The sequence below is a fragment of the Pedobacter borealis DSM 19626 genome, from assembly GCF_000708285.2.
In the GTDB taxonomy this organism is placed as follows: Bacteria; Bacteroidota; Bacteroidia; order Sphingobacteriales; family Sphingobacteriaceae; genus Pedobacter; species Pedobacter borealis.
This window is the reverse complement of record NZ_JAUG01000051.1, coordinates 11,798-34,426: the sequence shown is the minus strand read 5'-3', so window position 1 is coordinate 34,426 and position 22,629 is coordinate 11,798. Positions and strand designations below refer to the sequence as shown.

The following is a 22,629-nucleotide window of genomic DNA, read 5'->3' as shown; positions in this document are numbered from 1 at the left end:
ACCGTTTATTCAGGGTTTAAAAAACAGCGGAAGACAGGAAAAAGAAAAAAGCAATGACTGTGGTTCTTGCTTATATTTATTCAGGGCTGCTTATTCAAATTGCAAAAAGGATATTTCACATGCCACGGCCTAAATATTTTTTCGAGCAGACTTTATTTCATTATACTCATTTTGTTGAAGGGGTAAGCATGCATGATCAAAATTCTTTTCCTTCAGGTCATACCGCTTCTGCGTTTGCCTTAGCCACAGTGTTCGTTTTGGTTTTCAAGAAAAATAAAACCTCGTTTTACTGCTTATTTTTTGCTTTTCTAATCGGTTATTCACGCATATACCTGGCTCAGCATTTCCTTATTGATGTAATTTTTGGAGCAATAACCGGTATAACCTGTGCTTTGGTTAGTTATCATCAAGTATACGATCTCAAAATTTTCAGATCGGCAAAGGTAAGCAAAAGGTATAAACAGCTTAAAATCGCCAGTCAGGCCAACCACATTTAAGTGAAAGAAATTCCAGCTAAACTTTGGCTTTTTATAATGGTAATGACTGTGATCAAACTGATCATTGCTTCAACAATAGCACTTGGAAACGATGAGGTATACTACTGGACCTACGCTTTAAATCTGGGATGGAATTATTTTGATCATCCCCCATTTGTGGCGTGGTTAATCAGAGCAACAACAGTAAATTTATATATTCACAACGAATTGGCTGTTCGGCTTGGCGCTATAATATCATCAACAATTGGTACAATAATCATTTATAAAACAGGCAAATTACTCCTTAATGCCCGAGTTGGTTGGTTTGCTGTTTTACTTTATTCTTCTTCTTTTTATTGCAGCGTTATCGCTGGGACATTTATTTTGCCAGATAGTCCCCAAATGGTTTTCTGGCTATGGAGCATCTTTTTGTTACTTAAAATCACCAAATCTATTCATCTGGGTTTACCCACATTAAGTCTATGGTGCTGGTTCGGCGTGGCAACAGGTCTTTGTATGATGTGTAAGATTCATGGCATCTACTTATGGGTGGCTGTTGTATTGTTTGCCCTGTTTAGCAATAGAAAATTGATGGTGCAAAAAGGCATGTATGTTTCTATGTTAATTAGTTTAATTATAGTATCTCCTTTTATCATCTGGAACATCCAGCATCATTTCATTACCTACACCTATCATAGTAATCGGGTTAGCTTGTTCCATGCCGGCATAAACCCATTGGCTTTTGTCAGAGAAATTAGCGGGCAAATATTTTACAACAATCCAATTGTTTTTTTTCTGGCGTGGATTGCGGTTTATAGTTTCATCAAAACCAAACATCACCTTCTTAAAAGCGAAATACAACTGTTATTATATTGTGCGCTCCCACTTATTGCGACGCTGATTTTTCTTTCAATTTTTAGAGATACATTACCCCATTGGTCTGGCCCGGCCTATAGCTGTTTAATATACCTTTCTGCATTGAAACTGGAATCTTTTACCTTATCCAAAGTAAAAGCCATTATTAGTACAAGTATGCTGTTTTTCTTGTTTGTGATAAGTGCAGGTCTCATCGCAATTAACTTTTACAAGGGTACATTTTCACCACAAAAAGACACCATGTATTTGGGTACGGGCGACCCCACCTTAGATTTATACGGCTGGAAAGAAACAGCAAGAATAATCGATTCTATTTACCGCACGGATAAATCATCAAAAAAAAATAAGGCAGTCCATACCATAGTGATTACAAAGTGGTTTCCTGCAGCCCATTTAGATTTTTATGTCTGCGCCAAAACGGGTTTACATACCTATGGCATAGGGGAAATCTTCGATCTTCACCAGTATTATTGGTCGAACCAAACTAAACAGAAATTAAGCACAGGAGATAATGTATATTACATTATCCCTTCTAATCTTTACGATGAAAACAGCCTAAACTTAATCAAATCTCAGTTTAAATTCTGCAAAGCACCAATTATTACGCCTATTTTCAGAAACGGCGTTATTTGTAAAAACATTCTGTTATTTAGGCTAAATGGCTATAAAAAATAGGGCATTCGCATTTATAGCCGATTAAATTAATGTTTAAATCTAAAATTAAACCCATAGAGTAGAATATCGTGTATTTAATTGCACTTGAGCTGAAAATGCAATAAATTAGCTTAGAAATCAAAGCCGATCCATTTGGCTAATAGCGAACCTTTTCCTAAAAAACAGATGATGCCCAATAACAAAGTATATCCGCTAAGCTTGCTGTTCCTCACGCTTTTATTCAGTTCTCTATCCTCAATTGGGCAGATTGTACTCAAGGATAAAAAATATCATGTAGATACTAAAATATTTTCGCAAACAGATTCAGGCGCACTAAAGTTAGATATTTATTACAGTGGTAAAATAACAGAAACTAAGCCAACAGTACTTTTTGTATTTGGTGGTGGCTTTGTAATGGGCCATAGAGACAGTAAGTTATTTGATCAATACTTTAATACTTTGATAGGGCATGGTTTTAAAGTGGTGTCTGTTGATTATAGATTAGGCCTTAAAGGAAAGAAATTTCCCAGTCCCTTTAATACTTCAAATTTAAAAGCTGCTATTGATACCGCTACGACTGATGTTTTCGACGCAACAGCTTATCTGCTTAAAAATGCAAAAGAACTCGGTATCGATACGGCTATGATCATCCTATCGGGATCAAGTGCGGGCGCTATTACTGCACTACATGCCGACTATAACAAGCGGAATGCGACAGCGTTATCGGCTAAACTGCCACAGCATTTTCAATACAAAGGTGTAATTTCTTTTGCCGGAGCAATATTAAGTTATCATGGTGCACCAAAATATGCTATGCCACCAGCACCTACAATGCTTTTTCATGGCACAGCCGATAAACTTGTACCCTATAACAAAGTGAAATTACTTAACAGGGGCTTTTTTGGCTCCAAGTACCTGGCACGCACCTTCAAAAAAAATGGGTATCCATATTATTTTCAGTATGTACAAGGTATGGGACACGAAATAGCAGGATCACCAATGGTTGAAAACCTGCCTGATATTTTGTGGTTTATAGAAAATTACATCATTAAACAAAAGCGCTACTTTATGGAAGTAGACTTTAAAGATGCCGACAAAAAACCCACTTTTAGCATACCTCCTGCTTTAAAAAAGAGGTAGCGTAAATCGTATGGTTTCGCTATTTTTTCAATTCGAGCACTGCAACGATAGGCAAATGATCAGAAGCATAACGCTCAGAAATAACCTCGTGTGAAACAATTTTAAAAAGATTTCCTGTTTTAAAGCCAATATGATCAATTGTTTTCCGCGGGTTGATCACAGGAATGGTAAAACCACAATTGCTACATGTTCTGGTAAAGTTAGAATCGAATATTTTAATGCTTTCTAAACTCGGATCGGCGTTTAAATCACCTGCAACAATTAGCGGCAGGGTTTCTTTTGCTGTTAACCGATTAATCTCCTTAGCTTGAAGGATACGGTTATCTTCCGGGCGTTGCGCATCAAGATGGGTAGAAGCAAAACGGATAAAAACGCCTTTGGCAATTTCGGCAGTTGCAATGGCCAAAACCCTTTGTTCTGCTTTGACATCTTTATTTTTAGGCAACATAAAAGTCTGCTGTGAAGATAAAGGAAAGCGCGATAAAATGGCTACGCCATAGTCACCCCCATCATGGTCTATCGCTTTACCAAAATAAAAATTCATCTTCAATTTGGTGGCCAGCACAACAGCTTGGTTAATACTGCCCGATCTTTTGGTATTCACATCTACTTCTTGTAAAGCCACAAGATCAGGTTTTTGTTGTGCTATCGCTTGGCAATGGCATCAACATCAATTAGGCCTTCTTTCTCTTTTGATGGAGGGTTACAATGGTGAAGGTTATAAGACATGATGCGCAGTACATTACTGCGCTTTGATTCAGCTTGTCCGTTGATCTTAGGTGAACAAGCGCCCAAAAGGCAAATGCTTAGTATTAAAAAAGAGCATAATTTCATATCGGTTAAATCCTTAAGGTTAATATCAAAAACTATCTCTTTATCTTGGTAAGTTAGTTTTCATGCGCTCCGGCTTCGCCAGCCAATATCCTCTCCATTTCTATCATCATCTGCTCGGCCAGGCGTTGTTTAGCTTGCAATTTCGACAGGTAAGCATCCGCAAATGTTACTTCCAGTTCATCCATAATAAAGGCATATTTTGCCTTAAGTTCTATAAGATCAATCTGAAGCTTCTTGGAAAGATTTTGCATAATACAAAGCTAAAAAAAGGAAGGCTATAATTCCGGATAAAGGTTTTATTTTTCTTTTTAAAAAAATACACTAAATAGACAAAACCATTAAAACAATCTCCTAATTCTTTCGTTTATAAATTGATTCCGGCGTGGTTTCCGGAATAGTTTGTTTGGTTAGTTGATTAGGGATCACTCCCAAAGTGAATCCCTTTTCTTTTTTACAAAGCTTTCTATCGATTGAGCATATTTTCCAGGCAATATTTTCTAAATTCAGCCTTTCAAATCGATTATATAATGGAAGAAATCAGATGGGGCATTATTGGCTGTGGAGATGTGACCGAAGTAAAAAGTGGGCCAGCTTTTAATAAGGTAGCCAATTCTAAATTGGTGGCCGTAATGCGCCGTGATAGTACCAAAGCAGCAGATTATGCAAAAAGACACAATGTTCCGAAATGGTATGACAATGCCGCTCAACTGATTAACGATCCGGAGGTTAATGCCATTTACATTGCTACCCCACCTTTACAGCACGAAGCTTATACCATCGAGGCTTTAAAAGCTGGCAAGCCGGTATATGTAGAAAAACCCATGACTTTAGATGCTAATGCTGCTCAACGCATGACTGACGCTGCTAATCAGCTAAAGATAAAGCTTTGCGTGGCCCATTACCGCCGTGCACAACCAATGTTCTTAAAAGTTAAAGAACTATTGGCTGAACATACCATTGGCGATGTTCGTTTAGTCCGGTTAAAAATGCTCCAGCCGCCTAACCCTGCACTAATTGCCAAAACAGCCAATAATTGGCGGATCAATCCAGCCATTTCTGGTGGTGGTTTATTTCATGACCTGGCTCCTCACCAATTAGATCTCATGACTTATTATTTCGGTGCTGTAAAAAATGCCATGGGTGTTGCCTCCAGACAACAGGAAAACACTGAGGTTGATGATCTGGTTGCGGGAAATATCCATTTCAAAAATGGAGTTGTTTTCAGCGGTACCTGGTGTTTCTCTGTTGCCGCACAAGATCAGGCCGATATTTGCGTGATTTATGGTTCAAATGGTAACATCAGTTTCCCAATGTTTGGCAATAAAATCACGGTTACAACTGATCAAACGGAAGAATTTATGTTCGAGCCTTTGCAGCATGTACAGCAACCTATGATTGAAAAAGTAGTTGATTACTTTTTAGGCAAAAGAGAAAATCCATGCAGTGGCGAAGATGCATTGATTACCATGAAGTTAATGGATGATTTTACGCGGAAATAAGAATAATTCGACGAAGGTTTTTTTAATTGAACCATAACACATATAAGGTTCATATAAGCTCAATAGCCTTATATTTTCTTAAATTCCTTATGTGTTAAGTTAATTTATAAGGTGTCGTTCATACCTATTTTGATATCGAAAGGGTACTTCTTGTTCTTCGTTTATGAGGAATAATGGCTTAAAGTCGTTTACACCGATTTTTTCCGCTCTTTATCTGTCATACCCCTAAAATTACTGAGAAATTGAAATCTACGTATTATGATGCATATAATTCTATTGTAAAACGATTTCTTACTGTTTTGTGAAGAGGTGGCATCTTTCTTATCTAATAAATATGGTAAAATATCCTTGGGTATTCTCCAAAAATCAGGAGGAGGATTTTCTTTGAAAATAAACAGATAAAGTTTTAATGTTTCCAAATACCAATCCTGATGTTTATTGTATTCCACAATCCCCCCCACGTTGGGATAATGGTGTAAATTCCGACCCAAAACCAATGGGCAGAATTTCTCCCAGTACTCTACCGTATATAGCAGATGCATATGCCATACCTTATCAACCACAATAGAAGGCGATGCACCGTTCTGCGATATGCAGCAGAGATACACAAAACGCTTATACTCTGCTATCGCCAGTAAAGTAAACCGTCTTGTCCAGCCCTCAGTAACAGCTAATTTCCGCGAAAAAGGGATTGCAAAATCTTCATTATCCGGCGAATAGTCATAAATTCGTTGCCACAAAGGATCGTCTGCATAATTTACACCTATATCATCAGGTAATATCGTTATATATTCAGGTTTCATCAATGAATTATTTAGCAGCCACAAGAAACTGAAGATTCATAGATATAAACGGTTTTGGGATAATAATACCGGTTAAGCAACTGCCAGAAATCGTCGAACGTTTCCTGCAGGTCGGTGTCCAATAAATTTAATGTAAAATCCAATGCAGGTGAGGCGCCAACAGAAACCGAAAGCTTACGGTCAACAATCTGTATATCGGTTATAACTTTCCATTGAATAAGGGCAGTATGCTCATAGTAATGAAGTCCTTCTTCACATACCGTTAGTAGCACTGTGTTTTCTTCACGCTTAGCCCAATAACCCACTACTCTTACGGTTACTAATATAAAAGTTAGTATCGCAGAAGCATAAAGCGAGATGGATAAGGCCTCTTTTTCTTCCGAAAAAAAGGAAACAACGACCATAAAAATAAATGAAAACAAAAACAGACTGACCATACATGAACAATTGCCAGAGTCCCAAGCCTTTTTATACAAAATCATTTCATCTTTTACCATCAGCCTTAAAATCTGAAGGTAAGAAAAAATATAGCAGATGGCAAAGCGTGCAATTCATTTAAAAAAACAAACAATAAACTATTTATTCAGCAAATACACACAATAATTACCATTGGCACTCATTAATTTTTAACAGGAATTTCGAACTTAATGTCTGATTTGATATCATCTTCAAGCATTTCCTTCAATCGTATTTCTGGTTTTTCTGCACCGAACTGATTGTTCTTAATCCGAATACCTGTACAGGCTAAAAAGTTAAATGCTGGACGTTTTTTACCTGATGGCATAAAATCTGATCTTTCTATCTTATTATTGATAAAAGTTAGTCCATTTGTGCTTTTTGCCGATAATAAAGGATAATCGTACAGTTTAAAAGTATTGTTTTCGATCCTGATGTTTCGGTGTACGTAGTATTTTTTTACCAGCTCACGGTTTTCGGGATTAATCTTAATGGCGTAGCTATCGGGCGCGCTATTAAAACCACATTCTATAAACTGGTTGTTGCGAATGGTTACATCGGTTACGGGGCCCGATTCATACCAGCCCATGGCATCATTTTCAATCAGGATGGCATGCATGCCGGTACGATAATATACGTTGTTCTCTATCAGCACCTTGCGCCGAGTTGTAATCAGCGTTCCCCGTGATATAGTTCCCTCAAACCTTGAATTTGTAATTTTTACTGATGGAGTCCAGGTTATGTTTTCTAAAGCATCACCCACTTTAAGTTCGCTCGAAAATGGTTTTTCCATTTCTATCAGCATCTCCCTTTCTGAAACTAGTTTGGCGGTTTTGATCACTCCCTGGGCAAAAATCTGTAGTGCGGCACTGTGCAAATAGGCTACCGTGTCGCCAGGTATAAAAGCAGTAAACCCATAACTCTGATGATGCATAAACTTTAATTTTAAACTGTTGGGCGATACAATTTCACTTACCTTTAAATGTGTACCATGTACATTAACCGGATCATCGTGCAAACCGTTAAACCGGCAATTATTGATGGTAATTTGCCCTTTGCAACCCGAAAAATGCATGCCATCTGCCGACGAAGCAATTACACGGCCGCTTCCTGATTCTGGCGCTACAAAAACACTGTCGTAATTTAAGTTTTCGGAAAATTGAGATACAATGCCTAAACCATGCATTGAATACATTTTAATATTGTGCAGGCTGATATTTTTAGAGCGGTTATTAAATGCGCCCACATAATCGCGGTAACGGTCTCTAACAGTTAATACATCACCGGGTTGTGCCCTAAATTTTGAAAAATCGCCATTAAATTTTACCTTAAGCGGGCCTATGTTTTCAGCTTTACTTTTGGAAAAAGCTTCCCAATTGCTATAAAATAAAGTGCCTGCACTTGGCCTTATGAGTACCGCATGGTGGTTTTTAGCAATCCATTTTTCGCCGTACCATTCCAATCGACCATTCACAATGGCAAATTTACTGTCAGGATGAATGTTAGCTATAATTGATATTGGTGTAATCTCTTGCAAAGTCATTTCTGACATACCGGGGCGCTCATAGTTAATTGATAGATTTTGCAATCTGATGTTTTCGCTACCATCGATCACCCAGGTGATCATTTTCCCATGAAAGATAAAAACAGATCCATTACCTTCTAAAGTCACATTCTTTAGATCTTTTAGGTATAAGCCGACACTTTGTTTTTTTACCGGTACTTCTTCTTCTGAGGATGTGTTGGAGATGTAATAATGTGTTTCGGTAGCGCTATCTGGCCAAAAATCATACCTCCCTTTCGGGAAATTAAGTACAGATTTAGCTTGCCCTTTAGTAGCATCAATAGCTTTTCTCACACTTGCAGTAGCATCGGCAAAACTGTTGGGCTTGGCACCAAATTGGGTAACATCAATGGTTTGGGCATGCAGCTGATGACCAATGCATAAGAATAAGGCAATAAAATATTTTTTCATTTGTGTGTGTTATGATAATAATTCAGATCTTACAGGTCTTAGAAAGCTATAAAATTAATTTAAAAGAATTAAGTTTAATATTGTGGAACAGCTGTTATAGATTTAAGACCTGTATCACTGATCACAGTTTTTGCTGCTACTTTCGCAATATTGCTTAAAGGTATCATTAATTAAAAAAATCTTCTGGGTATATATACCCGTCAATCATTGCTCTCACTTTTAATATCAGTGTGCAGAACCTTAAACTTTTACCAAGTTTTTTTGCTTTTTTCTAGTTTTATTTTAAAATAGCCTTAAAATGCAATTGGAAACTACTAAAATTTAAAGTGTGCACGGGGGAATTCAAGACGTCATAAACGGTCCTATGCTGTCCAAACACTTAATTATCTTCTTTTAGCTACTTCTTCATAACCCTAACCATCATAAAACCACAATTGAATCAATTTTCCTTGTTGAAGGGTCAATTTTTCTAATGCCGCAAGTAAGCTGGCCTTACCTAGCTCATCAGATTGTATTTTTACGATCAACTCTCATAATCCATTATTTTATTTTTTGCAGAGCTATCGTTAAAGCGACTAAACAGATTGGTTCAAATAAAAAGATAAAAAAAATCAATCCTATTTAAAGTAATTTCTAAAGTTGTACGTCTACAATTCCAACAAACCTAAAAACTTTTCTATATGATAGCCGTTTTCAAAACAAATGTATCCACGGATAACGAGTTAAACGTAATCAGCCCATTGCTGAACAGCCAGTTCAAAGAAATTAAATGGAATATCGATTTATGGGATTCTGATAAAATCCTCAGGGTAGATTCGCCAAGAGATTGGACAAAAGAAATCACCGAACTTTTTAACAGTATTGGTTTGCGCTGTATTAACCTCGAAATTTTTCATTCCGAGCCTTTTTAAGCCTGGATATCATATTTTAGTGGTGTCAGATATTACTATCTGACACTTAATCTCTTTCTCAGAGACAATAAGCATTTAGTTTACTTTATCAGTCAGATGGTAACATCTGACTGCACAAATGACTGCACAAATTAGAATCAAAAAATCCAAGCTTTTTATTCGTAATACTTTTTTAAAGCGTACATCATCCTTTTGCTTTGGCTATTTGTAATAGATTATCATTAAATTGCATCATCTATTGCATCAATCCCTAATGAAAGAAATTACCGATATCATAAAGGCATATCAAAAAGCAACGAAGGAGAAGAAAAAAACAGCCCTTGCAACGGTAGTTAAAGTAGAGGGTTCTTCTTACCACAGACCTGGTGCAAGAATGCTGATTACTGAAGATGGCCAGTTAACAGGCGCCATTAGTGGCGGTTGTTTAGAAGGCGATGCGTTGCGAAAAGCACTTTCGGCAATTGTACAGCAAGAAAACAAGCTCATTACTTATGATACTACTGACGAAAATGATGCCAAATTTGGCGTTCAGCTGGGCTGCAATGGCATTGTACATATTTTGTTCGAACCCATTATAGAAGAAGATGAGCTAAATCCCATTGCTATTTTAACCGCGTTGCAAGGCAAAAGGGAGCATGCAGTTTTAGCAATATTTTTTTCCCTAACAGATAAGCTGCAGTTGGGTACAAGTATGCTTTTTAGAAATGAACCTATTCTATCTAAAATCCCTAAGGCGATCTTCAATGAGACAATTAAAGATATCCTGGAAGTTTCTGAATATAAGACCACGGCAATTAAAGCTTATAATTTTGACGACCAACAGATTGATGCCTTTCTCGAATTCATCCAACCCCCAATTTCATTAATTATAGCAGGCGCAGGCAATGATGCACAGCCTTTAGCCGAAATGGCTTACCTTTTGGGCTGGGAAGTAACTGTGATAGACGGAAGACCTATGCATGCTACGCCACAACGTTTTGCAAATGCAGCCAAGGTTTTAGTGAGCAAACCCGAAAATGTGTTGGCTCAAATTCAGATAGATGAACAAACGGCTATTGTTCTGATGCCCCACAATTACAATTACGACCTCGAACTACTTAAATATCTATTGAACACCAAGGCTCCGTATATCGGCACACTAGGACCAAAGAAAAAACTAGTTAGGATGTTAGATGAACTGGATTTGGCAACGCCAGCAAACCAAACACGTGTGCATGGTCCGGTTGGGTTGGATATTGGCGCAGAAACTGCAGAAGAAATCGCCATTTCTATCCTCGCCGAGATTAAATCTGTTTTTACAGGTGCTTCGGCCATGTTTTTAAAAGAGAAGAAAAAACCGATCCATGTTTACGAATTAAAAAACAATTAAGCATTGAAAACGGGCATTATCATATTGGCAGCAGGTAGTTCTTCACGTTTAGGAAGACTAAAACAGCTTTTGGATTACAAAGGAAAAACGCTCTTGCAAACCGTAATAAATGAAGCTTTAGAAACACATTGCAGACCCGTTATCGCTGTTTTAGGTTCAAATGCTAAAGAAATAGCCAGCCAGCATCAGCATGATCAGATTAATTTCGTTATCAATGAAAGTTGGGAAAATGGAATGGCTTCGAGCATTGTAACCGGGCTTTCTGCTATAATCAGAAATAATAGCGAAATTGAAAGTATCATTATTGCTGTAGCCGACCAGGCTTTTATAAAAATGATTAACTTTAATAACTTAATCGAAAAGCAGAAAGAAACAGGTAAAAATATAATTGCCAGTACCTATGCAGAAACGATAGGAACTCCTGTCCTCTTCAAAAAAGATTATTTTGAAGCACTTTTATCGCTCACAGGAGCAGAAGGAGCAAAAAAGATACTCAAACAATATCCTCAGGATGTAGAAACAGTTGTTTTCGAACATGGAGAAATTGATATTGATACAGAAACAGATTATAACAATTTAATTAGCCAGCAATGATAGCAGATTCTTTTGGAAGAATACACGACTACCTGCGGATATCCCTTACCGATAACTGCAATTTTCGCTGCTTTTATTGCATGCCCGAAGAAGAATACGACTTCACCCCTGCCTCCCGGCTCATGCAAACCGACGAAATTATTAAGCTTGCAGAAATTTTTGTGGCCAATGGCGTAAAAAAAATCAGGCTTACAGGTGGTGAACCCTTGGTGCGAAAAGATGCAGCTCAAATTATTGCGGCATTGGGTAAACTCCCAGTCGAGCTCGTCATTACCACAAACGGAACCCGCATTGCCGAAATGCTTCCTGTATTAAAAGAAGCAGGTATTAAAACCATTAATATTAGCCTGGATACATTACAACCTGAGAAGTTCTTTATGATTACCCGAAGGGATGTTTTCCATCAGGTACGCAGCAATATCGAACTGCTTTTGCAGCATAAAATCAAGGTGAAAGTAAATATGGTGGTGATGAAAGGCCTTAACGACAATGAGATCTGCGAGTTCATCGGTTGGACCAAACACAATCCCATCCAGATCCGATTTATTGAGTTTATGCCCTTTAGCGGTAACAAATGGACGAGCAATAAGATGTTTTCTTTAAATGAAATCCTATCCGTGGTTGAAAAAGATTTCACCGTATTACCTGTTAAAGGAGAACCGCATGATACGACTAAAAGTTTCATGATCCCTGGTCACGAAGGCTCGTTTGCCATAATTAGCACCATGACCAATCCTTTTTGTGATACCTGTAACCGCATGCGCTTAACTGCAGATGGCAAACTCAAAAACTGCCTTTTTTCGGATAGCGAAACCGATCTGCTTACTGCATTGCGGAAAGATGAAGATGTGCTTCCACTAATCCAATCGGCCATTTGGAGCAAAAAGAAAGCATTAGGTGGACAATTGGTAAGCGATTTCGAAAAAATTGATGCGACTACCATTCAAAACAGAAGTATGATTACCATTGGAGGATAAAATTTTCATGATTAGCGTTAAAGAAGCAAAAGACCTCATTTCTAAACACATAACAGCATTAAATCCCATTTCAATCGATTTGGCAAAGGCATTAGGGCACATTCTTGCTGCCGACTTTTATGCTAAATACGATATTCCTGCATTTAGCCAATCATCCATGGATGGTTATGCCATCAAATTCGAAGATCACGAACAAGAACTCTCCTTAATTGGCGAAATGGCCGCAGGAACGGCAACCACTATGACCATCCAAAACGGCGAAACCAGCAGGATATTTACAGGTGCGCCTTTGCCAGAAGGTGCCGATACTGTGGTGATGCAAGAAAAAATCACACGCACAGATGGGAAAATCACCTTGCAGGATTCTAATTTAAAGCTTGGCTTAAACGTACGGGATAAAGGTTCAGAAATTATGGCCGGAGCATTGGCGATGGAAAAAGGGAGTCTGCTCAGTCCTGCCGCCATTGGCTTTCTGGCCGGGATTGGTATTAACAAAGTTAGCGTTTATCCCATGCCAAAGATTTCGATTATTGTAACAGGGAAAGAATTACAACAACCAGGAAAAACACTCGAATTTGGACAGGTGTACGAATCGAATTCCTATTCGCTTTCTGCAGCTTTAAAACACGAAGGCATTGAACAAATTGCCGTTTACGAAGCCGATGATGATCTCGAGATCCTAAAAAAAGTATTACAAACTGCATTAGAAAGCAGCGATGTTGTACTGCTAACCGGAGGTGTAAGTGTAGGCGATTATGATTTTGTAATCGAAGCCGCTACACATTGCAACATTGAACAGATTTTTCATAAGGTGAAACAGAAACCTGGAAAACCTTTGTTTTTTGGCACAAAAGATCAAAAATTAATATTCGGGCTTCCGGGTAACCCTTCATCTGTACTCAGTTGCTACTATAATTACGTACTGCCATCTGTTAAAGCCCTATCTCATAAAAGCAATAGCGTAATTGAGGTTCAGGCCGAACTTACACATCCTTATTCCAAACCTGCAGGGCTAACCCATTTCCTGAAGGGCAAATATGAAAATGGGCTGGTTACCCCGCTTAGCGCACAGGAATCTTACCGATTAAGCTCATTTGCACAGGCCAATTGTCTGATCTGTCTTGATGAAACACAAGAACAATTAAAAAAAGGCGACATCCTAACCGTAATGATTTTACCAAACTAAACCATGCAAGAAAGTTTTATCCTATTTTACTGTTTACTTTTTATTGTAGCCTTTTTATATGCCTCTGTTGGGCATGGTGGGGCAAGCGGTTACCTCGCATTAATGGCCATTTTCGCCATTTCGCCAGCCATTATGAAACCTACGGCATTATTACTCAATCTGTTTGTTTCCTCCACTTCCTTTATTCAGTTTTACCGTGGTGGCCATTTTAAATGGAAAATCTTTTGGCCTTTTGCGCTTGCCTCTATCCCGCTCTCTTTCGTGGGCGGTATGATGGTAATCGAAAGTTCCATTTATAAAAAGATCTTGGGCGTGCTGTTACTCATTCCCGTAATCCGTTTTTTCTTCTTTAAAAATACCGATCCAAAAGATTTCAAACCATCGAACATTCCGCTATCGCTTGCTATTGGCGGTATTATCGGCTTACTTTCGGGCATGATCGGTATCGGTGGCGGCATTATTCTTTCTCCTATCCTATTGCTTTTAAAGTGGACAGATCAAAAACAGACCGCAGCCATCAGCGCAGCATTTATTTTTGTTAATTCAGTTGCTGGTTTAGGCGGCCAACTCATTAAAGGCTTCGAATTTAACAGCCACATGCTCACTTATGTTGGCGTAGCTTTCGTGGGTGGCATTTGTGGGGCTTATTTTGGTGCCTTAAAATTCCCGCAAACTGTTTTAAAAAATGTGCTGGCCTGCGTATTGGCACTGGCCGCCTATAAATTACTATTTACACATGCATAATATGAAATACCTTATCATCGGCTTATTATTTTTAAGTTTTGCTGTAAATGCACAGGAGAGCAAGCAATTTGTAGTCGAAGGAAAGGTTAAAGCTCCGCTAACAGTTACTTTAGACAATTTAAGTGCTTATAAATCCGTTAGTTTGGATAGTATGACAATTTTTAACCACTTGATGCAGCGTAAAAGCAGTATGAAAAACATTAAGGGTGTACTTTTGAAAGATATTTTGGTCAAGGTAGAAATAGATGCTGCCTCACCAAAAACATTAAGTGAATATTATCTGGTTTTTACTGCAACCGATAATTATAAAGTGGTGTACTCGTGGAACGAAATCTTTAATTCGCCAACCGGAAATCAAGTGCTGGTTTTAACAGGTTACGATACCAATCCTGCAAAGGCTGAAAAGGGAAATATCGCCATTATTACACCAAGCGATTTCGCAACAGGAAGAAGATTTGTAAAAGGATTGAGTAAAATCAGCATCTTACAAGTAAATTAGCAGCATGAAACCATCATGAGCAAACACTCACAAACGGTAATAAACCGAGCCTGCGAGCGCTTGAACACAAAAATCAAATAGAAAATTTGTGAAAAATATGCTCATGATAGCTTCATCACCGATAAAAACAAAAATATACAGATGAAAATCGAATTGATCAGTTTTGGCAAGATTTCCGAGTTTATCAACAATCAAAATATTGAGGTTGATGGCATTGCTGATACCGATGCTTTTAAACAGTATTTAGAAAATCAGTTTCCTGCTTTAAAAAGCATGAAATATAAACTTGCCTTGAACAAAAATATCGTTCAGGAAAATACCGAAATTACCAACAATGCTACAATAGCCATAATGCCACCTTTTTCTGGCGGATAAACGATATGAGTGCAGAACGATACAACAGGCAGATTATCCTTAAAGGATTTGGAGAGGAGGCACAACAGCAGCTTTTAAGGGCAAAAGTGCTTGTAATTGGTGCTGGTGGCTTGGGCTGTCCTGCGCTGCAATACCTCGCTGCTGCCGGCATTGGCCATATTGGTCTAGTTGATGACGATACCATTTCATTATCCAATTTACATAGACAGATTCTTTTTACGACGGCTGATATCGGAAAGCTGAAAGTAGAAGTTGCAGCAAAGCGCTTGCAGGAGATGAATACGCAGATCGGGATTATCCGCCACCCCATCCGTTTGCAGAAAAATAATGTTCTCGATATTCTATCCAGATACGATTACATATTGGATGGCACAGACAATTTTGAATCCAGGTACCTGATTAACGATGCCTGTGCACTTTTGAACAAACCGCTTATATTTGCTGCAGTTTCAGGTTTTGAGGGTCAGTTGGCCATATTTAACACCCCTGATCATTTAACGCCCAGCACCAATTACCGAGATCTTTTCCCCGTTCCACCCGATAAAGGAGAAGTAGCCAATTGTGCCGAAAATGGCGTTCTAGGTGTATTGCCAGGCATATTGGGTACTATGGCAGCCGCAGAAACCATTAAATTGATTGCCAAAATCGGGCTGCCGCTCACCAATAAAATTTTAAGTTACAACTTACTTACACAAGAACAATACACCATCAAAATCAGTCACGGAGACGGTTATACCCTTCCCAAAACTGTTGATGAATTTTTAAATATGGATTATCAGGATACGAGCGAAGGGCCACTGGGATATAAAGAAATTGATGCCGGCGAACTGGTTAAACTTCAGCAGTTAGAATCTACAATTTTAATCGACGTACGCGAAAGACGCGAAGTACCCATACTGGATAAACAGATCTTTACTCAGGTACCAATGTCAGAATTTGGCGCCTTTATGAGTAAAGAATTTTATCAAAAACATGTAGTTCTGATCTGCCAGCACGGCATCAGAAGTGTAGCCGCAGCAGAGGCTATGCAGGAAAAATATGGTGATGCAAAAAAAATATACAGTTTAAAAGGTGGTATTGTAAAATGGAGAGATCATTTTCTCAAACCCTAACATGAGCGAAAAAAAGATAAAGAACATATTTGTAAATGGCCCAATCGAACCTGCTTTTATAGCAGATAGCATTGCCAAACACAACAGCAAAACAGCTATTGGTGGTCATAGTATTTTTATGGGTCAGGTGAGAAAAGATGAAATTGAGGGGAAATTTGTGGCAGCGATAACATATACCGCATATGAAGACCTCGCCCTCGAAAAAATGCATCAGATCAGGGAAGATATTTTCGAAAAATATCCATTAAACTGTATGCACATTTATCATAGCCTGGGTATGGTTAAAACAGGCGAAATCTGCCTTTTTGTTTTCACCTCATCTGCACACCGTAAACCGGCAATGGCAGCCTGTAGTGAAGTGGTAGACCGGTTAAAAGCAGAATTACCGATCTGGGGAAAAGAAATATTCGAAGACGAAACCCATCAGTGGAAAGAAAATATTTAATATGGTAAACATCACAAAAAAATCCAACACCTTAAGGATTGCCATTGCAACCGCTACTGTAAAGGTATCGAGGCAAGAAACCATTGATGCTGTTGAACAGCGTAAAATTCCCAAAGGCGATGTATTTGAATTTGCCCGTGCAGCGGGTTTATTCGGTGTAAAAAAAACCAGTGATGTAATTCCCGATTGTCACCCGCTTCCAATTGAATACACGGCAATTACCTACGAAATTGTGGGTTTAACCATCATTATTACAGTTGAAGTACATACCATTTACAAAACAGGTGTAGAAGTTGAGGCCATGCACGGCGCCTCGGTTACGGCTTTAACCATGTACGATATGTTAAAACCGATTGATAAAGGTGTTGAAATAGAAAACATCAGGTTATTGAAAAAATCGGGAGGGAAATCAGACCTTAAAAATGCCAAATTCCCTGAGTTAAAAGCTGCTGTTGTAGTTTGTTCGGATTCTATTTTCGAAAACAAAGCACAGGATAGCGCTGGCAAAGCGATTATTTCGAGATTAGCACAATGGGACATCAATGCCGGGAAATATGAAATTGTACCCGACGAGATCAATATCATTCGGGATAAAGCCAGCGAATTAAGCAAAGGCGGCTACCATTTAATCATTTTTACCGGGGGAACTGGCCTTTCACCCCGCGATGTAACTCCAGAAGCCATTGCTCCTTTAATTGACCGCAATATCGATGGGATTATGGAAACGGCGAGACGTTATGGACAGGAACGCATGCCTTATGCCATGCTTTCGCGTGGTGTAGCGGGTTTTATCGGAGAAACATTGGTACTGACCTTCCCTGGCTCGAAAAGTGCTGTAGAAGAAAGTATGGATGCCTTATTTCCCCAGGTTTTGCATTTATTTAAGGTAATTAAAGGCGAGAAACATTAGATGTATTGTTAGTCGGGATTTGTAACGTCTGAAAAACCTTAGGTTTTATAATTCTTAAAATCAAAATGCGGATTACAAATCCGCAGACCGAAGGTCAAGATCACAGATCCTGACCAACGAGCAGAGAAACATTAGGTTAGGATAAATCGTCATTTCGACCGAAGTAGTCAAATCTTTAGCTGTGTCAGTCTGAGCCTGTCGAAGACCTTCAATTTTTGTCAAATCAAAAAACGATTATCTTCGACAAGCTCAGGATGACATCTTTTTTTTAACACATATACTGTGTACGACTTTATTGTTAGTCGGGATTTGTAATCCCGTCTTAAGAACCAAGGATTTATAATCCTTAAACACATATAGATCAAAATGCGGATTACAAATCCGCAGACCAAAGGTCAAGATCACAGATCCAGACCAACGAGCATCGTCATTCCCAACTTGATTGGGAATCGTAATGCAATAAGCTTTAAGATTCCCGCCTGCGCGGGAAAGACGAATTCGTTTAAACCAACAATATTAAATCTAAACAGCAAAAATGTTTTTTGTGATCAAAAATTAAGTCCTATTTTTGCGGCATGTCGTCTAAATATAAGATTCTATACTTTTTCCAAAATTCTGATACTGCTATTCTAGAAATTCAGCGTCTTGATCTTCCCGACAATGCAGATGCAGAAGCGACCTACCACTGGCTTTACTTCGATAAAATTACAGGCTCATTGATTAAATTATGGTTCAGGTCGATGGATTCTTCTACCGAAATTGAAGAACGTTATTTTGAGCAGGGTTATCTTAAATTCAATAAAACAGAGGCTACATATATCGAAAAACACAATTCTTCACAGCAAAAACTCAACAACATGGGCAATAGAGCTATTGGAGATGAAATAAGTGTTTTATTAGAAAATTACCTAAAATAATTAGGATTTAGGCCATTTCTGGCAGTTCTGATTCTAAACCTACTTTAGTTAAAGGATAACGAGAGGCGTGGAAATCTTGAAGCGACTGACAAAAACCAGGATACCATTCTTGTTTTTGCATGCTTTCTAAAAGCTGCGCACAGGAGAGCACATCTGCATCAGCCTGATGCAGTGCATGGGCAACAAAATTAACCACATCCCAAATGCCTTCCATCATAAAAAACCTAAATGTAGATAAGATTGCAGACCATTGTACTTTTTTAGCCTGTAACAAAAAAAACCGTGAAACAGGGCTGCATAAACGTTTAAAGGCCATGTAATCCTCTTCAGCACCTGCTAAGTTTAAAAGGCCATCCTTATAAGGGAGATTTACAATTTCTGTAGCAATTTTATCACGGCCATGAAAATAAACACTCCCTGCACAGATAGAAGATATCGATATCAGGGATAAATGATCGTAAATTTCGGGATGCATTTTCAACTTTCCATTACGTACAAATACCAGTCCGCCCTTTTTAGTTGCTCCAACCTTTGTATTCATGGCCGATAAACTTAAGAGCTCAAATTCGCCCGCAAAGTTAAGTGCTGTTACAAACTGTGCTGCAGCCATAAAAGTACCCCGATCAAGAGGTTTGTTGTTTATAACAGGTTCCTGAATTGAAAAAATAGAAAGTTGCAAAAATATTTAATTTGTTTGGTTCCGGCCGACTAGATCGACATTAGCAAAAATAAAAATCCAATTCAGAAAGCAACTATATAGATGGCGGGTAAAGCGGGCCAAATTGGTAATCAACTAGAAATGAGAAGGAAATTTTTTCAACCTTTTTGTTCAGTTAATGATGTACCCGGTTTTGATAGCGTAATAAAATATCAGGGCAAAAAAAAGCAGGACTAAATCCTGCTCAAAATCTTTTGGGGGAAGAATTAAACAACTCTTACTTTCACTGCATTAAGGCCTTTTTTACCTTCTTGAACTTCGTATTCAACTGTATCATTCTCTCTAATTTCGTCAATCAGGCCTGATGCATGCACAAAAATCTCAGATCCGCTTTCTTCTTTAATAAAGCCAAAGCCTTTTTCTGAGTTAAAAAATTTTACTGTTCCGTTTTTCATTATACTGGATGTTTTTAAATTAAAAACCAAAAATAGGATTAAAACCCAAAAACCAAAATTACTGGCAAACAAAATTGCTAATTGTTCACAAAAATATTTACAACTGTAAAAATTATGGCTGCCATTTTACAGTCTAAGGTATTAACCATAAATGTTTACGAGCATTAAAAAGATTTTCCTTGAGTAATGGAAGAATACCAATTAATTGGATGCGACCTTAAGTTCATGCCATCACTCTCAATATGATACAAGATAATGGGCATACTGAAATCGACAAAACGTTCTACCTGTCTGGAAAGTTTACCGAGAAAATCCATACTCGATATGCCTTCCTTTAAATGAACGTAAATTACACTGCCTGTTTTAAACTCAAAGCGCTCTACCACTCCTGGCCACTCTGTTTTTATCCTGGTGAGGAAAGCTTTGATTTTGGTTTCTTCTTTTAGATTTTCCATAAGCTTATCAGGTTTTTTTTAATATATGCTAATTTAAAAAATTATTCCAAATAAGATTAATTGTAACAGGACCTATACAATTCGACGGCAAAAAGAAACAAAAATAAGAAATAGCCCATAATTCAGCTCTTTTACTGGCAATGGTAACACATATCGGATATGGACCAGGAACTTCCTAGCTATCTTTATAACCTTATTCTTTTTCGTGGCCTGACGGTATTTTGCTAAAGCCAATATTAATGCTGCATCATCCTACTTTAAACCTTGCCTTTTTATAAGCATCAGTTTTTAGCTGTTCTTCTACCCATATTGCTTACTATTCCCTGATGCAGGTTTACTCAAGGCTGACAAAATATGAAATTAATAAATATTTAATTGACAGATAATTCATATAATTGCTGATATAACCAAATAATTACACCCCTCCCCTCAATGAACAAAAAGCCCTCCCCAACTATTGGTGACATTTCCATGTATAGTTTGTGGTGGGAGGCAATGTGCACGGGAGACCGAAAAGCTTTCCTGGATTTATACAAAGGACTTTATCGAAATCTCTCTGTTTTTGGGCTAAGGGTCTGCACCGATCCGGATGTGGTCAGCGATACCTTAAATCAGATCTTTCTAGAATTGTGGGAGAAACATGAATTTCTGCCCAGGGTGGATCAGGTAGAATCTTATCTGCGGACTATTCTTAAGCGGAAAATTCTAAAACAAATTGGTCATCAGCAGAAACTGGACAGGGTGATTTCTGCAATTGCAAAAGATGGTGAGCTGATTGAAATACCCTATGAGGAACTTATTGTTAAAATCCAATCAGATGATCTGGTAAAGAGGCGACTAAGCCAGGCATTGGGAAAGCTTAGTCTGCAGCAGCGAAAACTCATTCAATTGCGTTTTTATGAAGGACTAAGTTATGAAGATATTGCAAGACTCAATGCGATGACCGTCCGTACAGCTTATAATACGATTTATGAAGCTTTAAAAACCCTCAGAAAATATTTAATCAACTAACTAACAACAAGTTATGTTATTTTTCTAAAAAAAAACCGGTAAAAATCAAACAGTTCAGGCACTGATATATAAAAGGCAGCCAGAATGATTAATGATTATTTACAACCAGAAGATTTTTTAATGGATGACACCTTCAAGAAATATTGTGAAGGTAGTGACGAAAGGTGTATCCGGTTTTGGGAAAAATGGGTTGTTGATAACCCTTCGAAATCCGACTTGGTCGAGAAGGCTCGGTATATGTACCAAGTCTTAAGTGCCAATATAACCCCATTAAATATTCAGGTTAATAAGATCAATGGAGCGACACAACCAGAAAAGCAATTGCTGAAACGACATATTATATGGTATGGAGCTGCTGCAGCCTGCTTTTTAGCAGTGCTGATGGTAGGATTGTTTTATTATTCGAGCAAACCGGCACCAGCAGTACTTTACACTAGGTCGTTTGAGACAGGTTTTGGGAATAAGAAAAAAATTATTCTTCCTGATGGAACAAAGGTTTACCTCAATTCGGGCAGTGAAATTAAAATGGAAAAAGGTTTTAATGTGGATACAAGGTCGGTAAAGTTGATTGGTGAGGCTTATTTTGATGTAGCACATAATAAGGAAAAGCCATTCAAGGTATTGACCGACAATTTTAAAGTAACTGTTTTAGGAACGGTATTCAATTTAAAATCCTACCCGGAGGAAGACTTCTCAGAAGCGTCCCTCATTCAAGGCTCTATCAAAGTGGAAAGTAACAGCGGCAATGATAACGTGGTGACTTTAAGACCGGGACAGAAAATCTTGTTCTATAAACCAGCGAGCAATTTAAAAGGTGCGGTGAATGCACTGCCGCAACTTCCAAAAGTCGAGATGGGTCATATAACTAAGCTTGATACCACGATTGTGGAAACAGCCTGGGTAACGAATAACCTTATTTTTAATGCGTTCACCTGGAGGGAAATGGAACCAATGTTGGAACGCTGGTACGGCGTTGATATAGAATTGGGAGATGAAACCGTTGCCGGTTATCTATATACCGCTACTTTCAGCAAAGAAAATATCTTGGAAGTTCTTAAGCGTCTACAGGAAGTAAAACATTTTAACTATAAAATGGAAGGAGGAAAAATCATTATTACAAAATAACAACAAAGCCAAATAGAGAGATCAAAATAAAAGGGGCGATGCTGGAACACCGCCCCGGGATTTTTTGATTTTTTATGTGATCGGGTATATCACGTATGCAAACAGTAAATACCACAATCAAACTAACCAAAAAAACAAAAGTATGATAAATTATTACTTCACCAAAGAGCCAA

Annotated in this window: 27 protein-coding genes; 18 read left to right on the top strand and 9 right to left on the bottom strand. The window is 38.1% G+C overall.

All coding sequences use genetic code 11. The features are described 5' to 3' along the window. Positions 1-53: 53 nt before the first annotated feature. The 3 genes from AW17_RS14425 to AW17_RS14415 all read left to right on the top strand — a co-directional run bounded on the left by AW17_RS14425 (position 54) and on the right by AW17_RS14415 (position 3,146). Entirely contained in the window at positions 54-497 is a 444-nt protein-coding gene (locus tag AW17_RS14425) for a phosphatase PAP2 family protein (RefSeq protein WP_051691854.1), read from the top strand. Further along, positions 498-2,027, top strand: coding sequence for an ArnT family glycosyltransferase (locus AW17_RS14420; RefSeq protein ID WP_029277583.1), 1,530 nt, complete (start codon positions 498-500; stop codon positions 2,025-2,027). 165 nt (positions 2,028-2,192) lie between these two features. Beyond that, positions 2,193-3,146: an alpha/beta hydrolase gene (locus tag AW17_RS14415; RefSeq protein ID WP_167343681.1), complete on the top strand. Its 954-nt coding sequence runs from the start codon at positions 2,193-2,195 to the stop codon at positions 3,144-3,146. 19 nt (positions 3,147-3,165) lie between these two features. Here AW17_RS14415 and AW17_RS14410 read toward each other — a convergent pair whose 3' ends face one another. The 3 genes from AW17_RS14410 to AW17_RS14405 are packed head-to-tail and all read right to left on the bottom strand — an operon-like array spanning position 3,166 to position 4,231. Then, complete coding sequence (locus AW17_RS14410) at positions 3,166-3,771, bottom strand: endonuclease/exonuclease/phosphatase family protein (RefSeq protein ID WP_209444259.1); 606 nt, start codon at positions 3,769-3,771, stop codon at positions 3,166-3,168. Positions 3,772-3,791: 20 nt separating this feature from the next. Further along, positions 3,792-3,980, bottom strand: coding sequence for a hypothetical protein (locus tag AW17_RS24660; RefSeq protein WP_209444257.1), 189 nt, complete (start codon positions 3,978-3,980; stop codon positions 3,792-3,794). 53 nt (positions 3,981-4,033) lie between these two features. Beyond that, on the bottom strand, positions 4,034-4,231 hold the full coding sequence (locus AW17_RS14405) for a hypothetical protein (protein WP_029277580.1): 198 nt from the start codon (positions 4,229-4,231) through the stop codon (positions 4,034-4,036). 276 nt (positions 4,232-4,507) lie between these two features. Between AW17_RS14405 and AW17_RS14400 the strand changes: the two genes are divergently transcribed. Beyond that, positions 4,508-5,479: a Gfo/Idh/MocA family protein gene (locus tag AW17_RS14400; RefSeq protein ID WP_029277579.1), complete on the top strand. Its 972-nt coding sequence runs from the start codon at positions 4,508-4,510 to the stop codon at positions 5,477-5,479. Positions 5,480-5,667: 188 nt separating this feature from the next. Here AW17_RS14400 and AW17_RS14395 read toward each other — a convergent pair whose 3' ends face one another. From AW17_RS14395 to AW17_RS14385, 3 genes are all read right to left on the bottom strand, one after another. Further along, entirely contained in the window at positions 5,668-6,282 is a 615-nt protein-coding gene (locus AW17_RS14395) for a glycine-rich domain-containing protein (RefSeq protein WP_051691852.1), read from the bottom strand. Between the two features lie 11 nt (positions 6,283-6,293). Then, positions 6,294-6,779: a hypothetical protein gene (locus AW17_RS14390; protein WP_029277576.1), complete on the bottom strand. Its 486-nt coding sequence runs from the start codon at positions 6,777-6,779 to the stop codon at positions 6,294-6,296. 122 nt (positions 6,780-6,901) lie between these two features. Next, on the bottom strand, positions 6,902-8,713 hold the full coding sequence (locus AW17_RS14385) for an alpha-1,3-galactosidase-related protein (RefSeq protein ID WP_051691851.1): 1,812 nt from the start codon (positions 8,711-8,713) through the stop codon (positions 6,902-6,904). A 680-nt stretch (positions 8,714-9,393) separates the two neighbouring features. Between AW17_RS14385 and AW17_RS14380 the strand changes: the two genes are divergently transcribed. The 12 genes from AW17_RS14380 to AW17_RS14325 all read left to right on the top strand — a co-directional run bounded on the left by AW17_RS14380 (position 9,394) and on the right by AW17_RS14325 (position 18,752). Further along, complete coding sequence (locus AW17_RS14380) at positions 9,394-9,624, top strand: hypothetical protein (RefSeq protein WP_036669980.1); 231 nt, start codon at positions 9,394-9,396, stop codon at positions 9,622-9,624. A gap of 253 nt (positions 9,625-9,877) precedes the next feature. Next, positions 9,878-10,993, top strand: coding sequence for an XdhC family protein (locus AW17_RS14375; protein WP_029277570.1), 1,116 nt, complete (start codon positions 9,878-9,880; stop codon positions 10,991-10,993). A gap of 3 nt (positions 10,994-10,996) precedes the next feature. After that, entirely contained in the window at positions 10,997-11,587 is a 591-nt protein-coding gene (locus AW17_RS14370) for a nucleotidyltransferase family protein (protein WP_029277568.1), read from the top strand. Continuing rightward, entirely contained in the window at positions 11,584-12,564 is a 981-nt protein-coding gene (gene moaA / locus AW17_RS14365) for a GTP 3',8-cyclase MoaA (RefSeq protein WP_029277566.1), read from the top strand. The genes AW17_RS14370 and moaA overlap by 4 nt, the downstream gene beginning before the upstream one ends. A gap of 7 nt (positions 12,565-12,571) precedes the next feature. After that, positions 12,572-13,750, top strand: coding sequence for a molybdopterin molybdotransferase MoeA (locus AW17_RS14360; RefSeq protein ID WP_029277564.1), 1,179 nt, complete (start codon positions 12,572-12,574; stop codon positions 13,748-13,750). A gap of 3 nt (positions 13,751-13,753) precedes the next feature. Beyond that, positions 13,754-14,494, top strand: a complete 741-nt coding sequence (locus AW17_RS14355; RefSeq protein WP_029277562.1) for a sulfite exporter TauE/SafE family protein — start codon at positions 13,754-13,756, stop codon at positions 14,492-14,494. Position 14,495: 1 nt separating this feature from the next. Next, a complete protein-coding gene (locus tag AW17_RS14350; protein ID WP_029277561.1) occupies positions 14,496-14,993 on the top strand; it encodes a molybdopterin-binding protein in 498 nt (165 codons plus the stop codon). A 141-nt stretch (positions 14,994-15,134) separates the two neighbouring features. After that, positions 15,135-15,368, top strand: a complete 234-nt coding sequence (locus AW17_RS14345; protein ID WP_029277560.1) for a MoaD/ThiS family protein — start codon at positions 15,135-15,137, stop codon at positions 15,366-15,368. Between the two features lie 5 nt (positions 15,369-15,373). After that, positions 15,374-16,480 carry a HesA/MoeB/ThiF family protein gene (locus AW17_RS14340; protein ID WP_029277558.1) on the top strand — a complete coding sequence of 369 codons (1,107 nt, stop codon included), beginning with the start codon at positions 15,374-15,376 and terminating at the stop codon, positions 16,478-16,480. Between the two features lies 1 nt (position 16,481). Continuing rightward, a complete protein-coding gene (locus AW17_RS14335; protein ID WP_029277556.1) occupies positions 16,482-16,925 on the top strand; it encodes a molybdenum cofactor biosynthesis protein MoaE in 444 nt (147 codons plus the stop codon). Position 16,926: 1 nt separating this feature from the next. Beyond that, the gene (gene moaCB / locus AW17_RS14330) at positions 16,927-17,835 is read left to right on the top strand and encodes a bifunctional molybdenum cofactor biosynthesis protein MoaC/MoaB (RefSeq protein ID WP_029277555.1); all 909 of its coding nucleotides are present in this window, start codon (positions 16,927-16,929) and stop codon (positions 17,833-17,835) included. A gap of 575 nt (positions 17,836-18,410) precedes the next feature. Next, positions 18,411-18,752 (top strand): hypothetical protein, encoded by a 342-nt coding sequence (locus AW17_RS14325; protein WP_029277553.1) that lies wholly within the window; start codon positions 18,411-18,413, stop codon positions 18,750-18,752. A gap of 7 nt (positions 18,753-18,759) precedes the next feature. On the opposite strand, the gene AW17_RS14320 is transcribed toward AW17_RS14325, so the two are convergent. The 3 genes from AW17_RS14320 to AW17_RS14310 form a co-directional block, all read right to left on the bottom strand. Continuing rightward, on the bottom strand, positions 18,760-19,431 hold the full coding sequence (locus AW17_RS14320; RefSeq protein ID WP_157280311.1) for a hypothetical protein: 672 nt from the start codon (positions 19,429-19,431) through the stop codon (positions 18,760-18,762). Between the two features lie 245 nt (positions 19,432-19,676). Beyond that, positions 19,677-19,865, bottom strand: a complete 189-nt coding sequence (locus AW17_RS14315; RefSeq protein ID WP_025142821.1) for a cold-shock protein — start codon at positions 19,863-19,865, stop codon at positions 19,677-19,679. Positions 19,866-20,029: 164 nt separating this feature from the next. Then, complete coding sequence (locus AW17_RS14310) at positions 20,030-20,320, bottom strand: hypothetical protein (protein ID WP_029277549.1); 291 nt, start codon at positions 20,318-20,320, stop codon at positions 20,030-20,032. Positions 20,321-20,752: 432 nt separating this feature from the next. On the opposite strand from AW17_RS14310, the gene AW17_RS14305 reads away from it, so the two are divergent. Next, complete coding sequence (locus AW17_RS14305; protein ID WP_245235070.1) at positions 20,753-21,331, top strand: RNA polymerase sigma factor; 579 nt, start codon at positions 20,753-20,755, stop codon at positions 21,329-21,331. 84 nt (positions 21,332-21,415) lie between these two features. Next, positions 21,416-22,456, top strand: coding sequence for a FecR family protein (locus AW17_RS14300; protein ID WP_029277546.1), 1,041 nt, complete (start codon positions 21,416-21,418; stop codon positions 22,454-22,456). Positions 22,457-22,629 lie beyond the last annotated feature (173 nt).

Excerpts from the sequence above, each read along its gene's own strand:
- AW17_RS14425 (WP_051691854.1), top strand. The coding sequence starts at position 54 with ATGACTGTGGTTCTTGCTTATATTTATTCAGGGCTGCTTATTCAAATT.
- AW17_RS14415 (WP_167343681.1), top strand. The coding sequence starts at position 2,193 with ATGATGCCCAATAACAAAGTATATCCGCTAAGCTTGCTGTTCCTCACG.
- AW17_RS24660 (WP_209444257.1), bottom strand. The coding sequence starts at position 3,980 with ATGAAATTATGCTCTTTTTTAATACTAAGCATTTGCCTTTTGGGCGCT.
- AW17_RS14405 (WP_029277580.1), bottom strand. The coding sequence starts at position 4,231 with ATGCAAAATCTTTCCAAGAAGCTTCAGATTGATCTTATAGAACTTAAG.
- AW17_RS14400 (WP_029277579.1), top strand. The coding sequence starts at position 4,508 with ATGGAAGAAATCAGATGGGGCATTATTGGCTGTGGAGATGTGACCGAA.
- AW17_RS14395 (WP_051691852.1), bottom strand. The coding sequence starts at position 6,282 with ATGAAACCTGAATATATAACGATATTACCTGATGATATAGGTGTAAAT.
- AW17_RS14390 (WP_029277576.1), bottom strand. The coding sequence starts at position 6,779 with ATGGTAAAAGATGAAATGATTTTGTATAAAAAGGCTTGGGACTCTGGC.
- AW17_RS14385 (WP_051691851.1), bottom strand. The coding sequence starts at position 8,713 with ATGAAAAAATATTTTATTGCCTTATTCTTATGCATTGGTCATCAGCTG.
- AW17_RS14380 (WP_036669980.1), top strand. The coding sequence starts at position 9,394 with ATGATAGCCGTTTTCAAAACAAATGTATCCACGGATAACGAGTTAAAC.
- AW17_RS14375 (WP_029277570.1), top strand. The coding sequence starts at position 9,878 with ATGAAAGAAATTACCGATATCATAAAGGCATATCAAAAAGCAACGAAG.
- moaA (WP_029277566.1), top strand. The coding sequence starts at position 11,584 with ATGATAGCAGATTCTTTTGGAAGAATACACGACTACCTGCGGATATCC.
- AW17_RS14360 (WP_029277564.1), top strand. The coding sequence starts at position 12,572 with ATGATTAGCGTTAAAGAAGCAAAAGACCTCATTTCTAAACACATAACA.
- AW17_RS14355 (WP_029277562.1), top strand. The coding sequence starts at position 13,754 with ATGCAAGAAAGTTTTATCCTATTTTACTGTTTACTTTTTATTGTAGCC.
- AW17_RS14350 (WP_029277561.1), top strand. The coding sequence starts at position 14,496 with ATGAAATACCTTATCATCGGCTTATTATTTTTAAGTTTTGCTGTAAAT.
- AW17_RS14345 (WP_029277560.1), top strand. The coding sequence starts at position 15,135 with ATGAAAATCGAATTGATCAGTTTTGGCAAGATTTCCGAGTTTATCAAC.
- AW17_RS14340 (WP_029277558.1), top strand. The coding sequence starts at position 15,374 with ATGAGTGCAGAACGATACAACAGGCAGATTATCCTTAAAGGATTTGGA.
- AW17_RS14335 (WP_029277556.1), top strand. The coding sequence starts at position 16,482 with ATGAGCGAAAAAAAGATAAAGAACATATTTGTAAATGGCCCAATCGAA.
- moaCB (WP_029277555.1), top strand. The coding sequence starts at position 16,927 with ATGGTAAACATCACAAAAAAATCCAACACCTTAAGGATTGCCATTGCA.
- AW17_RS14325 (WP_029277553.1), top strand. The coding sequence starts at position 18,411 with ATGTCGTCTAAATATAAGATTCTATACTTTTTCCAAAATTCTGATACT.
- AW17_RS14315 (WP_025142821.1), bottom strand. The coding sequence starts at position 19,865 with ATGAAAAACGGAACAGTAAAATTTTTTAACTCAGAAAAAGGCTTTGGC.
- AW17_RS14310 (WP_029277549.1), bottom strand. The coding sequence starts at position 20,320 with ATGGAAAATCTAAAAGAAGAAACCAAAATCAAAGCTTTCCTCACCAGG.
- AW17_RS14305 (WP_245235070.1), top strand. The coding sequence starts at position 20,753 with ATGAACAAAAAGCCCTCCCCAACTATTGGTGACATTTCCATGTATAGT.
- AW17_RS14300 (WP_029277546.1), top strand. The coding sequence starts at position 21,416 with ATGATTAATGATTATTTACAACCAGAAGATTTTTTAATGGATGACACC.